This is a genomic window from Nibricoccus aquaticus (genome assembly GCF_002310495.1).
Classification (GTDB): domain Bacteria; phylum Verrucomicrobiota; class Verrucomicrobiia; order Opitutales; family Opitutaceae; genus Nibricoccus; species Nibricoccus aquaticus.
Window position 1 is genome coordinate 2,908,595 of record NZ_CP023344.1, and the last position, 19,552, is coordinate 2,928,146.

Below are 19,552 nucleotides of genomic sequence, written 5' to 3' on the forward strand. Positions count from 1 at the left end.
GCCCGCCGGCATCAGGGCAACGGGGAGGGTTTGGGGATGACGCGGACGCGGAAGATGAGGCGGGGTGTGGTCTGGGGGCTCGCGTGGGTGTAGGTGTTGGTGCCGCCCGTGCCGGCTTGGGAGCCGGAGATCGTCCAGGTGCGGAGATCGGTGGAGGTTTCGACTATGTAGAAGCGGTCGGCTTTGCCGGGCCAGGTGAGGTTGAACCAGATCTGGTCGCCGGGGCGGGTGACGCTGGTGACGGGCATGAGGTAGTCGGCTGCGGAGCGGGGGTCGGTGCCTGCGCCGAGTTCTTGCGCGTCGGAGATGCCATCGCGGTCGGAGTCGGTGGTGCCGGAGGACGCGTTGACGTTGCCGAACTGGGTGGTCTCCCACCAGTCGGGGAGGTTGTCGGCGTCGGCATCGGTCATGGTGAACTGGGCGGAGTGGACGGCGCTCCAGATGCCGAGGTAGTAGGTCGCGGCGGAGAGGCGGCCTGTCCAAGAAACGCGAATACGGCGACCGGAGGCGATGCCGATGGCGGAGCTGGCGGAGGGGTGGGCGCCGTCGGTGGTGAAGGTGGTGGAGCCGGAGGTCTGGGTGCTGGTGATGGTGACGTCGACGGGCTGGCTGAAGGTGCCGCCGTTGGGGCTGAAGGAGACGATGGGGGTGGTGTCGAAGGCGTAGATCCAGGCGTCGCGGGTGAGGTAGAGGGTGCGGCCGGCGAGGGCGATCCAGCCGTTGAGGCCGATGGTCTGGCGGGGCTGGCGGGTGCGCAGATCGTAAACGGTGGTCTCGGTGGTGCTGCTCGTGGCGACGAGAGTATCGTTGGCGACGAGGAGGTGGCCTGAGGGGAGCGCGTAGGTGAGCGGGGTGCCGTAGGTGGCGATGAGGCGGCCGGTGGCTTGATCGTGGGCGCGGACGATGCCATCGGAGCTGAGGGCGTAAACGGCGTCGTGGGCGAGGGCGGGGGAACCGATGAATTTGCCGCGGATGCGCCAGGCGATGGACTGGGCGGTGAGGTCGATGGCGGCGAGTTCGCTGTCCATGGTGGGGTGACCGTAGGAGTCGGCGATGACGAAGGCGCGACCGGCGGTGCTGGCGATGGCGTGGGTTTCCATGGAGTTGCCGTTGGTGATCGCGAGGTCGGCAGTCCAGAGGATGTCGCCGGTGGTGGCGTCGTGCTGGCGGAAGATGCCTTTGGTGAGGCTGTAGATCTGGCCGCCGACGATGGTGCTGGTGCCGCCGTTGCCGTTGAGGGGGAAGTTTTTGGTGAAGCGGAGGGTGCCGGCGGAGCGGTCGATGCCGAGGAACTGGGCCCCTTGGGCGGCGACGCCGGCGATCAGGTTATCGGATACGGCGGGGGGGATGACGGTGTAGAGGGAGTAGGTGGTGGGGCGCGTCCAGCGGGAGGAGCCGGTGGCGGGGTCGAGCGCGCGGACTTCGCAGCCGCCGCTGTAGGTGCCGTAGGTGGCGATGAGGTCGGCGCCGTGGAGGACGGGTTGAAGGACGACGTCGTAGCCTGAGGGAGAGAGGATGCTCCAGCGGGTGCTGCCATCGGTGGTGTTGAAGGCGGAGAGCGTGGAATAGCCGTTGGCGTAGCCGGTGGTGTAGAGGGTGTCTTGAGTGGCGGTGGCCTGGCGGTTGTAGGTGCCGTGGGTGGGTGCGCGCCAGCGGAGGGAGAAGGCCTGGGTGCCGAGCTGGATGGGTTGGTAGGAGGTGCGTTGGGAATCGCCGCCGTGGGTGAGCCAGCGCTGGCCGGCGGTGGCATCGACGAGGAAGGTGGCGGTCGCGGTGGAGGTGGCACCGGTGCCGTCGGTGATGGTGTAGCTGGCGGTGGCGTTGCCGGTGAAGCCTGAGGCGGGTGTGTAGGTGAAGGAGCCGTCGGAGGCTTGCGCGAGTGTCCCTGAGGTGGGCTGGGTAAAGGTGGTGACTGTGAGGGGTTCTTCGTCGCCGTCGCGGTCGTTGGTTTGAAGGAAGATGCCGGCGAGGGGCTGGCCGGGGGTAATGGCGATGGTGTCGGCGATGGCCTGGGGGGCGTCGCTGACGGAGGTGACGGTGAGTGTGACCGGGGCTTCGGTGGAGCGGATTTCGCCGTCGTGGGCGAGGTAGCCGAACTCGGTGAGGTCGAGGCCGTGGGCGTCGGGTGGCGGGGTGTAGATGACGCGGGGAATCGTGCCGGTGACAGCGGCGGGCACGGTTGTGATGGAGGTGCCGGGGGTGATGCCGTCGGCGGTCTGGTGGAGGGTGCCGTGGACGGGGAGGCGGGTGATGCTGTAGGCGAGGGGCGCGTTTTCGGGGTCGGTGGCGGAGAGGGTGATGGTGACGGGGGTGTCTTCGGCGGTGGTGATGCGGAGGGCGGTGGCGGTGGGTTTACGGTTGTAGGGATCGGTCGCGGAGTAAGTGCGGATAGCTTTGTCGGGGGTTGCCAAATACAGGGTGTGGCCGGCGAGGGCGGTGTGGCCGCCGGCGGGGAGGGTCTGGCGGAGCTGGAGGGATTTGAGGTCGAAGAGGTAGGTCTTGGTGGCGGAGGCGGCGATGAGGGTGTCGTTGGTGACGATGGGCTGGCCGTCGAGGCCGGTGTCGGTGCCGGGGAGTGCGTAGGTGGCGCGGAGGAGGCCGGTGGTTTGATCGTAGGCTTTGATGCAGGAGCCGTTTTGGGAATAAACGAAGATGGTCTGGTGGGCGAGGGCGGGGCTGCCGTTGAAGATGCCGCGGACGCGCCAGGCGGGCTGGCGGGTGTTGAGGTCGAGGGCGATGAGTTCGTGGAGGTCGGTGCCGACGTAGAAGGTGTTGTTGATGAGGTAGGCGTGGCCGGAGGAGCAGGCGAAGGTGCGGCCGGCGTTGTAGGTGCCGCCGAAATTGAGGGACCAGAGGATGGCGCCGGTGGTGGGGGAGTGTTCGCGGAAGGTGGTGCGGATGAAGGTGAACAGGCGGTTGTCGTGGAGGACGGGGGCCCAGCGGTCTTGTTGTTCGAGGGTGTTGTTGAAGAAGCGCTGGGTGCCGGTGGCGGGTTCGAAGCCGTAGAGGCCGCCGTAGTAGCCGCCGTTAATGAAGACGCCGAGGTCGGAGACGGCGGGGCTGAGGTAGCGTTCCCATTGGGCGGTGAAGGGGGCGGACCAGCGGGAGGAGCCGTCGCTGGCGTTGAGAGCCTGGAGGCTGCTGGTGCTGCCGTTGCTGATGGGGATGTAAACGGTGCCGGCGTGAGTGGAGGGGGCGTTGGTGCCGTAACCGCCGCCGCTGAAGGAGCGGCGCCAGGATTCGTCGCCGGAGACGCGGTGGAGGGCGAGGAGGTCGGAGGTGTTGAAGCTGTTCGGGATGGAGGCGAAGACGCGGCCATCGGAGATGACGAGGGGATCGGCGGGGAGGGTGAGGGCGCGCGACCAGCCGGCGGTGAGGGGGGCGGTGCCGAGCTGGATGGGCTGGTAGGCGGTGCGGGCGGGGTTGCCGCCGTAGGTGGGCCAGTCGCGGGCGAGGGTGGCGCCGATCTGGAGGGTGACGGTGCTGGAGGATTGGATACCGGAGGGGTCGGCGATGGTGTAGCCGAAGGTGACGGTGCCGCTGGTGAGGCCGGCGGGAGGTGTCCAGGTGACGGAGCCGCCGGAGGCGAGGGAGAGGCTGCCTTGGGCGGGTGGCGCGAGGGCGACGATGGTGAGGGTGTCGTTGTCGGGGTCGCGGTCGTTATCCTGGGGGCGGAAGGTGGCGAGGGGTTCGCCGGGGCGGAGGGCGACGGTGTCGGGGATGGCGATGGGGGCGTCGTTGGTGTTGACGAGATCGATACGGGCGGTGGCGGCGGGGGAGGTGGAGTAGGGGTCGTGGGCGGTGAAGGTGAAGGAGCCGAGGCTGGCGCCGACGGCGTCGAGAGGGGCCTGGTAGATGACGAGGCCGGAGGGGTTTTCGACGAGGGTGGGGGCGCGGGTGATGAGGGTGCCTTTGGTGGAGCCGTCGATGGTTTGATAGAGAGTGCCTTGGGCGGGGAGGGAGCGGATGGCGAATTTGAGGGGGTCGCCGTCGAGGTCGCGGCCTTCGAGCTGGAGGGTGAGGACGGCTTCTTCGAGGAGGCTGGCGCTGACGGGGGTGGCGGTGGGGGCGCGGTTGCCGGCGGGGACGCGGGTGTAGGCGCGGATTTTTTTATCGGAGCAGGTGAGGTAGAGGTTGCCGTCGACGAGGGCGGGGGTGGAGCCGAAGGGGAAGGTCTGGGCGAGGGTGCGGGTGGTGCGGTCGAAGAGGTAAGTTTTGACGGCGCTGGAGGTGATGACGAGGTCGCCGGTGACGGTGGGGGAGCCGGTGAGGGGGTTGGCGTCGGTGGTGTCGGTGAGGTATTCGCCGAGGGGGACGCCGGAGGTGGCGGCGTAGGTTTTGACGGATTTGCCGGCGAGGGCGTAGACGACGCCGGACATGATGGCGGGGGTGCCGGAGAAGGTGCCGCGGATGCGCCAGGCGACGCGGCGGGTGGACAGGTTGATGGCGATGAGCTCCTGCCCGAGGGAGGAAGAGTAGACGTCTTGTACGCTGGTGAGGAAGGCGAAGCCGTTATCGCAGGCGATGGTGCGGTACATGGAGTAGCCGTGCCAGGACCAGCCGAGGTTGAGTGACCAGAGGGTGTCGCCAGTTTCGGGATCGTGGCAGGTGAAGGTGCCGGCGACCCAGGAGTAAACCTGGTTCTGGTGGAGAGTGGGGGTCCAGATGTCGTACTGGGGGAGGGTGCGGAAGAATTTTTGCGCACCGGTGGCTGAGTTGAAGCCGTACATGCCGCCGTAGGCGCCGCCGTTGATATAGACGCCGAGTTCGGAGGCGGCGGGTGCCATGTAGGTTTCCCACTGGGCGGTGAAGGGTGAAGTCCAGCGGGTGGTGCCGGTGGTTTCGTCCAGGGCGTGGAATTTGGAGTCGTTGTGGACGCCTTGCTGGATGAAGACGGAGCCGCCGTAGACGGTGGGGGGATTGAGAGTGTATTGACCGAAGACGTGTTCCCAGACCTGGGCACCGGTGACGGTGTCGAGGGCGCGGGCGTAGACGAACTCGGCGCTGTGCGGTGTGATTGCATCCGTGATGAACACACGCGCACCGGAGACGGCGGCGGGGTGGAGGGGTTGGTCGGAGGGGTATTCCCAGCGGAGAGAGAGAGCGGAGGCGCCGAGGGAAAGCGGGAAGCGGCCGGCGTGGTCGGGGGCACCGGCGAAGGTGGGCCAGTCGAGGCCGGAGGTGGCGTTGAGGCGGATGGTGACGCGGGCGGTGTCGGTGAGGCTGCCGTTGTCGGTGATGGTGTAGTCGAAGGTGTCGGTGCCGGTGATGAAGCCGGGTTCGGGGCGGTAGGTGAGGGAGCCGTCGGGTTCCTGGGTGAGGGTGCCGCGGGAGGGTTGGGTGAAAGCAGTAAGGGTGAAGGGGTCGCCGTCGGCGTCGGTGTCGTTGGCGGTGGGCCAGTAGGCGAGGAGGGGGCGACCGGGGAGGAGGGGGACGGTGTCGTCAACGGCGGTGGGGGCGTCGTTGAGGTTGGTGATGTTGAGGGTGATGGCGGCGGCGGGGGAGGTGTAGACGCCGTCGTTTACCTTGAAGGAGAAGGTGGTGTAGGGAGTGCCGTAGCCGTCGGGGAAGGGACGGAAGATGACTTTGCCTTGGGGGTGGGTGACGAGGGTGGGGACTTGGGTGATGGGGTCGCCGGGGGTGGTGCCGTCGGTCGTTTGATGGAGGGTGCCGGAGCCTGGGAGGGAGGTGACGAGGCTGATGAGGGAGTCGTTTTCGGGGTCGGTGCCGGTGAGGGATATGGCGAGGGTGGTGTCTTCGGTGCCGGTGAGGGTCTGGGGGGTGGCGGTGGGTGCGGTGTTGAGGCCGGAGGCGACGCGGTAGCAGGCGATGAAGTGGCTGGAGCTGTAGGGTTCGGAGGCGATGATGAGGGCGCCGTTGCTGAGGCTGATTTTGCCGCCGAGGGGTATGGTCTGGAGGATGGAGCGGGTGGCGCGATCAATGACGAGGGTGTGACCGTTGCTGGTGGCGATGAGGGTGTCGTTCGTGACGATGAGGGGCGGGCGTATGGAGGCGGTGGTTACGGGGATGGTGCCGGTGATGGCGCCGGTGGCGGGATCGATCTGGCGGATGGCGTAGGGGTAGTTGGTGGTGGCGATGTACAGGGCGGTGTCGGTGACGGCGGGGGGGCCGTAGAAGTCGCCAGTGAGCGACCAGGCGGTGGTGGCTCCGGAGGGGGAGACGTTGATGGCGTAGAGGGTTTGCGAGGCGACGAAGTAGGCGCGGCCGGCGTGGTAAGCCACGGTGGACTCGCCCCAGTTGTAGGAGGAGAAGGTGTGGGTCCAGTCGATGGTGCCGGTGGCGAGGTTGCGGCGGACGAGGGTGTTGTTGGCGACGTGGTAGATGGCGCCGTCGCCGATGGTGGCGGCGCGAAGGCCGGAGGCGCTGCCGGAGTTGACCTGGTAGCGGCGGGTGCCGGTGGCGCGGTCGGTGTTGTCGAGAGCGGCGTTGTAGGTGGAGGCGAGGACGGTGGTGTCGGTGACGGCGGGGGGGAGGGAGGCGTCGTAGGTGGCGGCGATGGGGGCGCTGGTCCAGAGGATAGTGCCGTCGTCCGCGGAGAGGGCGGCGATTTTGTGGGAGGAGTTGTCGATGATCGCGGGGTAGAGATTGCCTTGGTGATAGGCAGGGCCGGAGTAGGCGCGGGTGTTGGCGCCGAGGTTTTTCCTCCAGGAGAGGAGGCCGGTGGCGAGGTCGATGGCGGTGATGGACTGGCCGGCGCCGGAGTAGCTGGTTTCGGCGAGGAAGACGCGGCCGGCGGCGATGGTGGTCTCGGTGGGTGGGAGAGTGGGGGTGATGCGCCAGGTTTCGACGAAGGGTTTGGCGTTGAGGATGGCGGGGTACTGGCCGTTGCGGGCGTTGTTGGCGGCGTAGGTGGGCCAGTCGCCGGCGGCGAGGTAGCCGATGTAGATGGTGACGCGGGCGGTGGTGGCGGGGCTGTGGCCGTCGGTGATGGTGTAGGTGAAGGCGTCCATGCCTTCGTTGAAGCCGGGGGCGGGGGTGTAGAGGAGGGTGTTGTAGCCGGCGGTGACGGTGCCGCGGATGCCTTGGGTGTAGGCGGTGATGGTGAGGGGGTCGTTGTCGGCGTCGGTGTCGTTGGCGAGGACGTTGACGGTGAGCGGGCTTTGGGTGGGGAGGGCGCTGAGGGTGTCGTTGCGGGCGAGGGGGGCGTCGTTGATGGGGGTGATGGCGAGGGAGATGGTGGCGGGGGTGGAGGTGGAGCGTTTGTCTTTCATGACAAACTGGAAGGAGTCGGGGCCGTTGGCGTCGGGGGAGGGGATGTAGATGAGTTTGCGCTGGGGGTGGGTGACGAGGCCGGGGTCGGTGGCGAGGGGGGAGCCGAGGGTGATGCCGTCGGTAGTTTGATAGAGGATACCGCGGGTGGGGAGGGTGGTGACGTAGGTGTTGAGGTTGTGGTTTTCGGCATCCGATCCGGTGAGGGTGATGGTGGTGGAGGTGTCTTCGTCGAGGGTGAGGGATTGGGGGTCGGCGACGGGCGGGGTGTTGGGGGAGAGCTGGACGGCGAGGGTGACGGGGACGGTGGTGACGGGGTTGGCGGGGTCGTTGGAGGAGAGTTCGAGGCTGGCCTGGTAGGTGGCGGGGGTGAGGTCGGCGGAGTTGAGGGAGACGTTGACGGTGGTGCTCTGGCCGGGGGCGAGGGAGAAGCGGTCGGGGGTGTAGGCGAGCCAGTTGGCGGAGTTATCGAGGATGCGGATGTCGTCGAACCAGGATTCGGCCTGGGCGCTGTAGTTGTGGAGGTAGAGGACGTCGGCCTGGGCGCGGTAGTAGCCGCGGAAGGGGATGGCGGCTTTCACGAGGGCGCCGTTGACGTGGTAGTCGAAGCGGCGGGCGGTCCAATCGAGGTTGCGGAATTCGACGCGGTACCAGGTGTGGGCCTGGTAGGGGTAGGAGTTGTCGCCGCCGGCGAGGTTGTTGTTCACGTAGAGGTTTCCGTTGGCGTCGGCCTGGAACCAGATGATGTCTTCGTTATAGTAGGAGTCGCGGAGAACGAAGTAGGCGCTGTGGGTGGTGGTGGAGCCGGTGCGGACCCAGAAGGAGAGGTGGCGGGGCTGGGTGCCTGAGGGGAAGAGGCGGAAGAGGCCGTTGTTGTGGCTGTCGGCGCCGGTGTTTTTGAGGTGTAGGCTGGTGGTGCCGACGCCGGGGTTGTTGGTATCGGTTTCGCGGAGACCGGGGTTGTAGCCTATATCCCACTTGGCGAGGGAGCCGTTTTCGAAGCCGTCGGAGAAGGGGAGCGGGGCGGGGGGAAGGAGTTGGGGAGTGAGGGTGCCGGCGGCAAAGAGGTCGTGGTCGTGGGTGTGCGGAGAGAGGGTGGAGTCAGGGCGAGGCGGAGGGGTGAGGAAGCGGGCGGGGGCGGAGGCGGGGGTGGAGGAGCCGATGCTGACATGGCCGAGGGCGACGGAGAGCGGGTGGTCGCCTGCGTTGGTGACGGTGAGGGTGTGCTGGGTGGTGGTGTCTTCGTACTGGGTGGACGAGAGGGTGTGCGGGGTGACCTGGAGTTGGGAGCGGCCGAGGGCGAAGTTTTGGCCGGGCTGGTCGCCGGGGGTGGTGGTGGTGAGCGGGGTGGAGGCGTTGTAGCCGGGGGCGGTGGCGCGGAGGGTGTGGGTGCCGTCGAGGACGGTGAGGTTGTAGTTGCCGCTGGCGTCGGTGGTGGCGGTCTGAAGAGGGGAGGCACTGGTGAGGGTGACGGAGGCGCCGGCGATGGGTACACCTCCGGTGAGGGCGGTGACGCGGCCGCTGAGCGTGGAGCGGGTGAAGGCAACGAGCTCGGTATCGGTGCTCCAGCTGTGGCTTTGGTTGTCGGTGGTGGTGAAGCGGACGACGAGGCGAAGGGGCGTGGCGGTGCCTGCGGGGATGTGGAGGGTGAAGGCTCCGGGGGTGCTTTGGGCGGAGGCGCCGGAGGCGAGATCGGGCCAGTTTTGGGAGGAGCCGATGACCTGGATCTGGTCGCCGCCGGTGGTGACGGTGAGCTGGGTGGTGAGGCCGGTGGCGGTTGCGGAGCCGAGGTTTTTAACGCCGATGGGGAGGGCGATGGTTTCGCCGGGGCTGGGGATGCCGTCGGCGTTACCCGAGGCGCCGCCGGTGGCGCCGTCGAGAGTCTGGATGGAGGTGACGCTGACGTAGGGGCCGGCGCTGACGATGATGGCGCGGGCGATGTTGAGGCGGCCGCCGGTGGCTACTTTGCCGGTGAGGGAGGGCAGGGCATCTGTGTTGGCGAGGAGGCTGGCTTTGAGAGTGGACCACGTCTGGGCGGGGTTGACGGATTTCAGGAGGGCGGCGGCGCCGGCGACGTGGGGGCAGGCCATGGAGGTGCCGCTGAGGGTGCTGTAACGGTTCTCTGGGTACGTGGAGTAGATCGAGACGCCAGGGGCGGCGAGATCGGTGGTGATGGCGCCGTAGTTGGAGAACCAGGCGAGCTGGTCGCGGTAGTCGGTGGCGGCGACGGAGAGGATGTTGGCGGAGTTGTAGGCGGCGGGGTAAGAGGGGGCGATGTCGGTATTGGCGGAGTCGTTACCGGCGGCTGTGACGAAGAGGATGCCGGCGGTCTGGGCGGCATCGATGGCGTCTTTGAGGGCCTGGGAGTAGCCGGGGCCGCCCCAGCTGTTGGAGGTGAGGGTGACGCCGAGGCGGGTGGTGTAGAGGACGGCTTCGATGGCGTCGGAGGTGGTGCCGGAGCCGGAGGCGGAGAGGAATTTGGCGCCGACGAGGCGGACGGTGTGGGCGACACCGGCGACGCCGATGCCGTTGTTGCCGACGGCGCCGATGGTGCCGGCGCAGTGGGTGCCGTGGCCCTGGTCGTCGGTGGGGTTGTTGTCGTTGTTCACGAAGTCCCAGCCGCGGATGTCGTCGATGTAGCCGTTGCCGTCGTCGTCTATGTTGTTGCCGGCGATCTCGCCGGTGTTGGTCCACATGTTGGCGGCGAGGTCGGGGTGGGTGTGGTCGATGCCGGTGTCGATAACGGCGACGAGGACGGCGGTGGAGCCGCGGGAGATGTCCCAGGCTTCGGTGGCGTCGATGTCGGCGTCGCCGGTGCCGCCGGTCTGGCCGGTGTTGTGGAGGCCCCAGAGCTGGCCGAAGGCGGGGTCGTTGGGGGTGAAGGTGGCGTAGACGACGTAGTCGGGCTCCACATACGCGAGGGGGAGACCGCTCTGGCGGAAGGAGGCGAGAAGGCTGTCGTAGGCTTCGAGGGTGAGGGCGGGCGTCTGGATGAGGTAAAGGCTGGAGCCGGGGATGGCGCGGCGGATGTGGCCGCCGGTGGGGGCGAGGGCGGTTTCGAGGGCGGCGCGGGTGACGGAATCGGCGGCGCGGACGAGGAGGTGGTCGCCGACCATGGCGGTGCGGTTGAGAAGTGTGTCCTGGCCGGTGGCGGGATCGCGCTGCCACTGTTCCTCGATGCGGATGTGCGGGTATTTTTCGGTGGTGCGGACGAGGCGGTTTTTAGTGAAGCGGCCGGTGGAGTCGGGAGGGCTGGCGCGTTCGTCGAGGGTGGGGGCGCTGGCGTAGCGGTCTTCGATGGAGCGGGCGGTGCCGGCGACGGGCTGGGCGTCGGCGGGAAGTGATGCGGTGTGTGCGGCGGGTGCGGGCGTGGCAGGAGAGGAGGAAGAGACGGCGGTGGTAGCCGGGGACGGGGTGTGGGTTGCACCGGTTGGTGCGGTGGCGGGGGATGCGGGAGAAGGATGAGGCGTTTTTGCGGGGCGGAGCCAGAGGGCGAGGGTGGCGCCGAGCGCGATGAGGACCAGGAATGCGAGCAGGCGCGGGAAAAACGACTTCATGGGGAAAGGTCAGGAGCTGCGCTCACGAGGGAGCGCGAGGCGAACGGGGTGGGGTGTGAGCAGGAAAGACGGGTGCGGACCAGCGCGGTGGAGGGCGTTGAGCTGTTTGCAGGCTCCGTCATCAGGCCGGGCTGCGTGTGCGAACGCGCGAGGGCCTGCCGGGAGAGGAAGCTGGAAGTGGCTGGAACCATGCCCGCAGAACAACACGGATGACCGTGGCTCCTGTTAAAACCAAATCCTTTTTGAGACGGTTTCGCGGTAGTGGAAAAGCTGATGAGGCACGCGCCGGATGGCGCGGTTATTTCAGGGAGGACGGAACGGGTGGAGGGATGGGGGCGGCACTTGATAAGTACCGGTCCGGGGCGGAGGGCGCTCTGGCTTAAGGAGTGGTGGCTTGGGCGCGGAGGAACTGGCGGGGGGACGTCGTCACGGGCTGGGCGCAGCGGTAGGTGACGGTTTCGGCGAGGCCGTCGGGGTCTAGGATGGCGGGGCCTTGTTGTATGACGTCGGATGTGGCGCTGCTCCAGGTGGAGAGCGTGGTCGAGGTTTGCGCGATGACGGCGAGGCCGGTGGGGCCGAGGGCGCGGCGGAAGGTGAGGGTGAGGTAGGACTGGCCGGTGGCGGTGTCGGTCCAGCGGCCGGTGGTCCAGGCGGTGGAGGGCTGGTCGGGACGGGTGGCGAGGGCGTATTCGAGATTATTGGACAGGCCGTCGCGGTCGGGGTCGGCTTCGGGGCCGGTGATCGTGGGGTCGCTGGTGGAGGACGGGAAGTAGGTGGCGATCCAGCTGGAGAAGGCCGGGGTGGCGGGAGTGACGACGAGTTCGACGGTGCCGAGGAGGGCGTAGCCGCTGGCGGTGTTTTGGGCACGGACGGCGAGTTCGAGTTTGCCGATGCCGTCGGCGGTGAGGTCGGCGAGGGTGGCGGTTTGCGTAGTGTTGCCGACGGCGTCGAGGGTGGTGGTGGCGGAGCCGACGGTGAAGGTGCCCACGCGGCTGACGGCGTCGCCGGGGTCGGTGCGCGAGGCGTAGAGGACGAGGGTGTAGCGGCGGTCGGCGCGGAGGCCGGTGAATTCGAGGCGGCCGGTGGCGGCGGCTTGCGTGTAGAAATAATCGCGGCTGGCGGTGTCGGGGTAGAGCGGGCTGCCGGTGAGGCCGGAGGAGGCGACGGCATTGAAGGCGGAGCTGACGCGGATGCGGATGCCGGTGCTCGCGCCGGTGGAGTCGATGGCGTTGGCGACCTCGGTGTTGGCGGCGATGGCGGTGAGGTTGTTCCAGTTGCCGGTGGTCGTGGTCGAGGGATCGCCGAGGTCGAGGCGTATCCGGGCGGTACCGACGGGGCTGACGATGACGGTGAGGTCGTCGCTCGCGGCGAGGGCGCTGTCGCCGGCGGTGAGGCGGAGGACGTAGGTGCCGGGGGCGCTGAAGGAGGCGGTGGTCGAGAGGGAGAGTTCGTTGGCGAAGGTGACGGTGCCGGGGCCGCTGACGACGCTCCAGAGCGTGGTGAGTGTGGAGGCGGCGGGAAGGCCGTCGTCGTAGGCGGAGCCGGTGAGCGAGAGGGTGGCGGGCAAGGTGAGCGAGGTGTCGGCGCCGGCGTTGACGACGGGTGGGAGATTGGGGGATGCGCCGGTGTAGGTGACGAGCAGGGTGGTCGTGGCGATGTTTCCTGCGGCGTCGCGGGCGGTGAGGGTGAGCTGGTTGGCGCCGTTCATGAGGGCGAGGGCGGGCGTGGTCCAGGAGGTGGTGCCGGTGGTGGTGCCGGTGAGGCTGGTGCGGTCGCTGGACCAGGTGACGCTGGTGACGGCGGTGTTGTCGGAGGCGGTACCGGTGAGGGTGAGCGGTTGGGTGGCGGTTGAGTAGGTTGAAGAGGTTGTCGGTGTGGAGAGGGCGAGAGACGGGGCGGTGGTGTCGCCGGTGGGAGCGGTGTGGCTGATGACGAGGGTGTCGCTGAAGGTGGTGACGCCGCCGTTGAGCGAGGAGAAGCTGGTGCCCGTGGCCTGGATACGGAAGGTGTTGGAACCGTTGCGGAGAGGGAGGGCGGACGCGGACCAATCTGTTGTGCCGGTGACGGTGCCGGGGGTGGCGGAGCTGCCGGTGCCGCTGCCGAGATCGGTGCGGACCCAGGTGAGCGCGGTGGGAGCGGCGGTGGCGCTGGCCCAGCCGGAGAGGGAGGCGGTGGCACCGTGCTGGGCGGTGGCGATGCGGAGGGCGGGGTTGAGCGCGGGGGTGGTGCCGCGGCGTTGGGACATGACCCAGGGGACGAGGTGGGGATTTTTATAGGCTTCGGTCCAGGAGGCGTGTGCGCCGGTGGCGTAGCGGGAATAGATGGGGTCGCCGCCATTGTTGCGGACGGCGTTGACGGCGTCGTCGGAGCCGGAGACGCCAACGGTGGGGTCGTTGGCGGAGTGGAAGACCCAGAGCGGGACGTGTTTGAAGGCGGCGTAGTTGCCGCCGCCCCAGCCGCAGATGGGGACGCCTGCGGCGAAGCGGGTGGGGTTTTGCGCGAGTTGATCCCAAGTGCCGGCGCCGCCCATGGAGATGCCGGTGACGTAGATGCGGTCGGGGTCGATGGAGAATTCGGCGATGAGGCCGTCGATGATCGCGCGGAGGTGGGTGCGGCGGACGGCTTCGCTCCAGTCGCCGGTGCTCTGCGGGGCGATCATGAAGCAGGGATACGCGGTCTCGTAGGTAGTGTCGGAGGAGCCGGCGGGGCCTTGGACGAAGACGAGGGCGCCGTTGGCGTTGTTGTTGAGCTGGGAGGTGTTGTTGGTGCCGCGTTCGCCGGAGCCGTGGAGGAACATGACGAGCGGGTAGCGCGCGGCGGGGTTGTAATTGCGCGGCGTGAGAATGCGGTAGGGCGTGGAGCCGGAGGAGTCGGTGTAGGTGCGGGAGGCGAAGTCGGCGGCGGTGGCGGCGCGGGCGGTGGCGCAGGCGGCGAGGGCGAGGAATGCGCCCGCGAGGAAGCGGGTGAAGCGCGCGGCGCGGGTGGGGATCAAGCGGGCGAAGGTGGGGCGGGATGGGGGCCTCATGGACGGTGAGCGTGGTCATGAGGACAGGCGGGGGCGATGCGGGTGAGGGCAAAAGGCGCGAAAATCCTGTGAAGATGGCGTGTAGTGGAGGCGTGGATCGGGGGAGGGCGCGCGCGGACTATTCTGGAGCAGCGGATTCCGACTCGTTCATAGCGCGGGCGGCGTTGCCGGGGTTTTTGAGGTAGGGGCGGAGTTGGTCGAAGGTGGCGGCGTCCTGGCCGCCGTGGTCGCGGCGGAAGGCCATCGTGGCGGCAGTGAGATCGGTGAGGACTTCGGGTTTGATCGGGCGCTGGCGGAAGTTGGGCGAACTGACGGAGTGAGTGTACGCGAGGCTCTGTTCCATGAGCTGGTCGGAAGGACCGTCGGTGCTGGAGGGCTTTTCGAGGATCACGCGGTCGGTTTTGGGATCGAGGCCGGCGGTGGAGCCGGTGCGGGCCATTTCGTAGCGCGCGAGGATGGCAGCTTCGATGGGCGGGTCGAAATAGGGAAGCAGAGCGGAGGTGGTGGGTGGGAGAATGCCGGCGGAGGCGGCGAGGTATTTTTTCAGCGCGGGCTTGAGGTGTCGGGTCGCGAATTTGCGGCGGGCGGTGTTGCGGGTGTGGCTGAGGATGCGGGAGTATTCGTCAGGAGAAACGAGCGGGGTGTCGCGGTTGATGACGATGGAGAGCCACTCGTCGTCGGTGAGGAGGCGGAGCTCGGGGATTTGTTCTTCGGGGAGGAGGGCGAAGAGGCGTTGGAGATTGCGGGTTTGTTCGAGTTTGGCGCGGGCGGTTTGGGCGAGGGTGGAGAGGTCGTGCGCGGGCGCGGCGACGGGCTCGGTTGAGAGGCGGACTGTTTCGGAGAGTTGTTTTTTGAGGGCGGCGATCTGTGCCTGTGCGGCGGCCTGCTGTTCTTCGGCGCGGGCGAGGCGGGCGCTGGTTTTTCGGAGGAGCGTGCCTTCGTAGGTGACGAAGGTGAGCGCGAGGAGGAGCAGGATGACGAGCGATGGTTTATTCATCGCGCGGGCGTTTTGGCGGGGCGGAGCGACTCGAGGAGTTCGGGCGTGAGGCGAGTTGAGCGCCAGCGATCCGTTGTGGCGTAGTGAGTGCCCATCATCGCGGTCTCGGAGAGTGTATCGAGGCTGTTGTCGGTGGCTGAGCTTTTCTCGCGGATGACGGTCTTTCGCGGACCGGCGTCGGTGGCAGTGCCGGTGAACGCCATTTCATAACGAGCGAGTATGGTGTCGTCGATGGGCGCGTCGAAATAGGGACGAAGTGCGAGCGGCGTTTCTGGAAGGACGTCGCCGGAGGCCTGGATGAATTTTTGCAGAGCGCTTCGGAGCAGCGGATCGAAGCGGTGGCGGGCTTTGTTGCGGATCTGGCTGAGGGCCCAGTCGGCGTCGGAGGGCGTTTTGAGCGACTGTTCGGCGGCGACGGCGAGCCAGTCGGTGTCGGTGAGGAGGCGGAGTTCGGGGATGCGCTCTTCCGGGAGGGAGTCGAGCAGGCGCTGGAGGAGTGCGGCGCGGTCGAGCAAGGCTTCGAGGCTGGTATCGAGGGAGTCGGTCGAGGCGGACGGGGCGTGGGGCGGCGCGACGGACGAGGCGGACGGTTGGGTGCGCGAGGCGAGTTGGTTTTGGAGGGCGGTGATTTCGTTTCGGAGATGGGAGGTGGAGAGTTCGCTGGCGGTGGTGCGTTGGTTGAGGTGCGCGAGGGCGGCGGCCTCGAAAACGGCGAGGGCTGCTGTGAGGACGAGTGCGGCGGCGAGGACCGATTTTTTTGAGACGGTCATGAGGAGCGTTTGAATGAAGGTGCTGCCGAGCGGGACGGCTGAACTGGCCGCGGCGAGGAAGGCGGGTGACGTGAGCGCGGCTGAAAGCGTGGCGGGGGCGGCGGTGGTGGCGTGCAGCGGGAGCTGGGCGGCGAGGAGCGCGGCGGTGGTGGTGAGACCGCGGCGGGCGAGATGGGCGCGGAGTTTTTCGAGGGAGCGGGTGAGGCGTTTTTGGGCGGTGTCGTCGGAGATGCCGAAGTGGGCGCCGATCTCGCGGAGGGATTTTTCCTCGAAGAAGCGCAGGAGGATGGCGCGGCGGTCGGGCTCGGGGAGCGAGGTGAGGGCGTCGTCGATTGCCGGAGAAATTTCGCGCGAGTGGGAGTCGGGCGATGACGATGAAGCGTCTGGAGTGTTCATCGCGGCGAGGGTGGTGGCGGTGTGTTCGCGCTGGCGGCGGCGGGCTTCGGTGCGGATGGCGTCGATGGCTTTGTGGCGCGTGATGACGCAGAGCCAGGATTTGAGGTGGGTGTCGGGGCGGAGGCGCGGCGCGTGTTGGGCGAGGTGGAGAAAGACGGACTGGGCGATGTCGTCGGCGAGTACGGGCGAGCGGGTCTGGCGGAGAGCGGAGGCGTAGACGAAATCGAGGTGACGCGTGACGAGCTGCGCGAAGGCGGGGTGCGAGCCGGTGGCTGAGTAGTCGCGGAGTAGATCGGCGTCGGTCATCGGGGCGTGGTGGCGTGGCGGGTTGTTGAGGAAGGATCGTTGCGAAGCGGGGGAATCCGACAGGAGTTTTTGGGGGACAGGATTTAGGGGATGAACAGAGTTGAATGAATCAGGATAGAGAAGAGTGGGTGAGGTGAGTGGCGGGAGATTGCGTTCGATGCGGGGGGGAGTTCCGTTTTCGGCATGGCTGTTTTTCAAGCGACGCTTTCGGTCCGCACGCGCGGACAGGGCACTCAGGAAATCACGGATGCGGTGGCGCGGGAGCTGGCGCGCAGCGGCGTGAAGGCGGGAGTGGTGTCGGTGTTTTGCCAGCACACGAGCTGCTCGCTCGTGATCATGGAGAATGCCGATCCGACTGCACGGGCGGATCTGGAGGCGTGGTTAAACCGGCTCGTACCGGAGAACGATCCGCATTTTGAGCATACGCTCGAAGGGCCGGACGATATGCCGAGTCACATCAAGATGGCACTGACGCGGACGAGTGAAACGGTGCCGGTGGCGGGAGGGAAAATGCTGCTGGGGACGTGGCAGGGGATTTTTCTGTGGGAGCACCGGCGGCATGCGCACACGCGGACGGTGATTGTGACGGTGGTGGGGGAGTAGGCCGGGGAGCGGGCGGGAAGGGGCGGAATTTTTTTTAGACAGGATTACGAGGATTAACGGGATTGGGGGAGAGGGGAGATCGCGGAAGCGCGGAGACGCGGAATTTTTTAGACAGGATTACAGGAGGAACAGGATGGGCCGGAGAAAGGGGGAGGCGGAATTGGGGAAAGAAAAAGCCACGCCGGTTGGGCGTGGCTTGGGGAGAAGAGTCGGAAACGCGCCGGTACGGCGCGTTCCACCTTGATTAGCGGAGGAAGGCTTCGTGGAGGCCGCCGTCGACGGTGATGATCTGGCCCGTCGTCTTGCTCAGGCGCTGCGTGACCAGGAGGAAGTAGGCTTCGGCTTGGTCGGCAGGCGTGATCGGAGCTTTGGTCAAGGTGCGGTCGGCGTAGAACTGGGCGAGTTTCTTGACCAAGGACTCGGTGGCTTCGTCGTTTGTGTAGGGGATGTTGTACTTGGCGAGAGAGCCGATGACGCGGTCGCGGGGGAACATCGCGGAGCCTTGAACGACCGTCGCGGGGGCGACGCCGTTCACGCGGACGAGCGGGGACAGCTCGATGGCGAGTTCGCGGACGAGGTGGTTGCCGGCGGCTTTCGAGACGTCGTAAGCGACGGAGCCTTTTTTCGCGACGGCGGCGTTGGCCGAGGTCGTGAGGACGAGGTTGCCGCGGAGGCCCTGGTCTTTCCAGGTCTTGTACGCTTCGTCGCCGACGAGGTACGAGCCGGTGACGTTAATGGCGAAGGTGAGCGCCCATTTGTCGTCGGGGATGTGGCCGCTCGTGTCCGACGGAACGAAGATACCTGCGGTGACGCAGATGGAGTCGAAGCCGCCGTAAGCGAGGGCGACCTGGTCGAGCATTTTGCGGATGCTGGCGCGGTCGGTGATGTTGGCGGCGAGGCCGAGGGATGGGCCGCAGTTGGAGAGGCCTGTGCCCGCGACGCCGATACCGAGGCCGTACTTGTCGGTGATCTCTTTGGCGGTGGCGTTGGCGGCGTCGGCGTTGAGGTCCACGCAGACGATGTGGGCGCCTTCTTTGACGAGGCGGTGGGCGGTTTCCTTGCCGATGCCGGAACCGGCGCCGATCACGACGATGACCTGGCGGGCGAGTTCTTTCTCGGCGGGCATGCGCTTGAGTTTCGCTTCTTCAAGGAGCCAGTACTCGATGTCGAAGGCTTCCTGCTGCGGGAGGGCGACGTATTGGTCGATCGCCTCGGCGCCGCGCATGACTTCGACGGCGCAGTTATAGAATTCGGCGGTGACGCGGGACTCGGATTTATCTTTGCCCCAGGCGATCATGCCGAGGCCGGGAATAAGAACGACGGTCGGGTTCGGGTCGCGCTGCGCGGGGGAGTTGGCGTGTTTGCACTTCGAGTAGTACGACGCGTAGTCCTTGCGGTAGGCTTCGAGGCCGGCGGCGAGCTTGGACTTGAGCGTTGCGAGGTCTTCGGCCTGGGGATTCCAGTCGACGTAGAGGGGCTTGATCTTGGTGCGGAGGAAGTGGTCGGGGCAGCTGGTGCCGAGTTCGGCGAGGCGGGCGGCGTCCTTCGAGTTGACGAAGCGGAGGATCTTTTCGTCGGACTGCACGGTGCCGATGAAGCGCTTTTCCTTGGAGACCTGGCCGCGGAGCCAGGGGAGGATGGCGGCGAAGAGGGCGTTGCGGGCCTCTTCGGCGAGGGTCTGGTATTTTTCGCCGCCGAAGGCTTTGGCGTCGCCGCCTTTGGCTGCGTATTTGGATTCGATGTACGCGGAGGCTTTTTCGATGCAGTCGAGGGTCCAGGTGTAGCACTGCTTCTCGTCATCGGCCCAAGAGATGAAGCCGTGCTGGCCCATCATGATGGCGCGGGTTTTTGGATTTTTCTTCGCGATCTCCTGCATGGCGAGGCCGAGCTCGAAGCCGGGGCGCATCCAACCAACGTATTCCATTTCGCCGCCGAAGATTTCCTTGGTGAGTTTCTCGCGGTTGGCGGAGGCGGCGATGGCGATGATCGCGTTGGGGTGCATGTGGTCGACATGCTTGCCGGGGAGGAAGGAGTGGAGGGTGGTGTCGATCGAGGAGGCGCGCGGGTTCAGGTTAAACGTGGCGTGCGAGAACATGCCGACCATGTCGTCCTCGGCCTGGGACTTGAGGCCCTTGTCGGGGCGGGAGGCGTAGAGTTTCTGGAGGTCGAGGAGCTTCTGCTGGTAGAGCGAGGAGAAGTTTTCGCGGGTGCTGGTGCGGAGGTCGCCGCCGGAGCCTTTGACCCAGAGGACTTCGACCGGCTGGCCGGAGAGGGGATCTTTTTCCTGGATCTTGGAGGAGGTGTTGCCGCCGCCGGTGTTGGTGATGCGCTGGTCGCTGCCGAGGAGGTTGGAGCGGTAGATCAGGCGACCGACCGGATCGAGGGAGGCAGCTTTGGCGTCGTCCCAGAGATAGTTAACGTAGGTGTATTTGGTGCTCATGTGGTTCGAGGAAAGGGTGAGGAGGAAGTTGAGGGTTGAGAGATGAGAGTTGAGAGACGGAAAGACGGAAGTCGGAATCGGAGTGGCTCACAGAGGACATGGAGCGCTGACACAGAGAGCACGGAGAAGAGGACAGGAAATTTTTTGAACCACTGATGAGCGCTGAGAGGCACTGATCAGGAAAGATGTGGAGTGGTGTGTGAAGTCTTTGGAGTGGAAAGAGGCTCT

The 19,552-nt window shown here is 66.9% G+C and carries 6 protein-coding genes; 1 reads left to right on the forward strand and 5 read right to left on the reverse strand.

From position 1 onward, the window contains the following. Window positions 1-11: 11 nt before the first annotated feature. The 4 genes from CMV30_RS19895 to CMV30_RS11690 form a co-directional block, all read right to left on the reverse strand. Window positions 12-10,787, reverse strand: coding sequence for an Ig-like domain-containing protein (locus tag CMV30_RS19895; RefSeq protein ID WP_096056190.1), 10,776 nt, complete (start codon window positions 10,785-10,787; stop codon window positions 12-14). A gap of 379 nt (window positions 10,788-11,166) precedes the next feature. Beyond that, window positions 11,167-13,812 (reverse strand): PKD domain-containing protein, encoded by a 2,646-nt coding sequence (locus tag CMV30_RS20755; protein ID WP_096056191.1) that lies wholly within the window; start codon window positions 13,810-13,812, stop codon window positions 11,167-11,169. 118 nt (window positions 13,813-13,930) lie between these two features. Continuing rightward, window positions 13,931-14,809, reverse strand: coding sequence for a hypothetical protein (locus CMV30_RS11685; RefSeq protein WP_096056192.1), 879 nt, complete (start codon window positions 14,807-14,809; stop codon window positions 13,931-13,933). Beyond that, entirely contained in the window at window positions 14,806-16,281 is a 1,476-nt protein-coding gene (locus CMV30_RS11690; RefSeq protein WP_096056193.1) for an RNA polymerase sigma factor, read from the reverse strand. The genes CMV30_RS11685 and CMV30_RS11690 overlap by 4 nt, the downstream gene beginning before the upstream one ends. 183 nt (window positions 16,282-16,464) lie before the next feature. Here CMV30_RS11690 and CMV30_RS11695 point away from each other — a divergent pair, with 183 nt between their 5' ends. Further along, the gene (locus CMV30_RS11695) at window positions 16,465-16,884 is read left to right on the forward strand and encodes a secondary thiamine-phosphate synthase enzyme YjbQ (protein WP_096056194.1); all 420 of its coding nucleotides are present in this window, start codon (window positions 16,465-16,467) and stop codon (window positions 16,882-16,884) included. A 244-nt stretch (window positions 16,885-17,128) separates the two neighbouring features. On the opposite strand, the gene CMV30_RS11700 is transcribed toward CMV30_RS11695, so the two are convergent. Then, entirely contained in the window at window positions 17,129-19,324 is a 2,196-nt protein-coding gene (locus tag CMV30_RS11700) for a bifunctional rhamnulose-1-phosphate aldolase/short-chain dehydrogenase (protein ID WP_096056195.1), read from the reverse strand. Window positions 19,325-19,552: the final 228 nt, after the last annotated feature.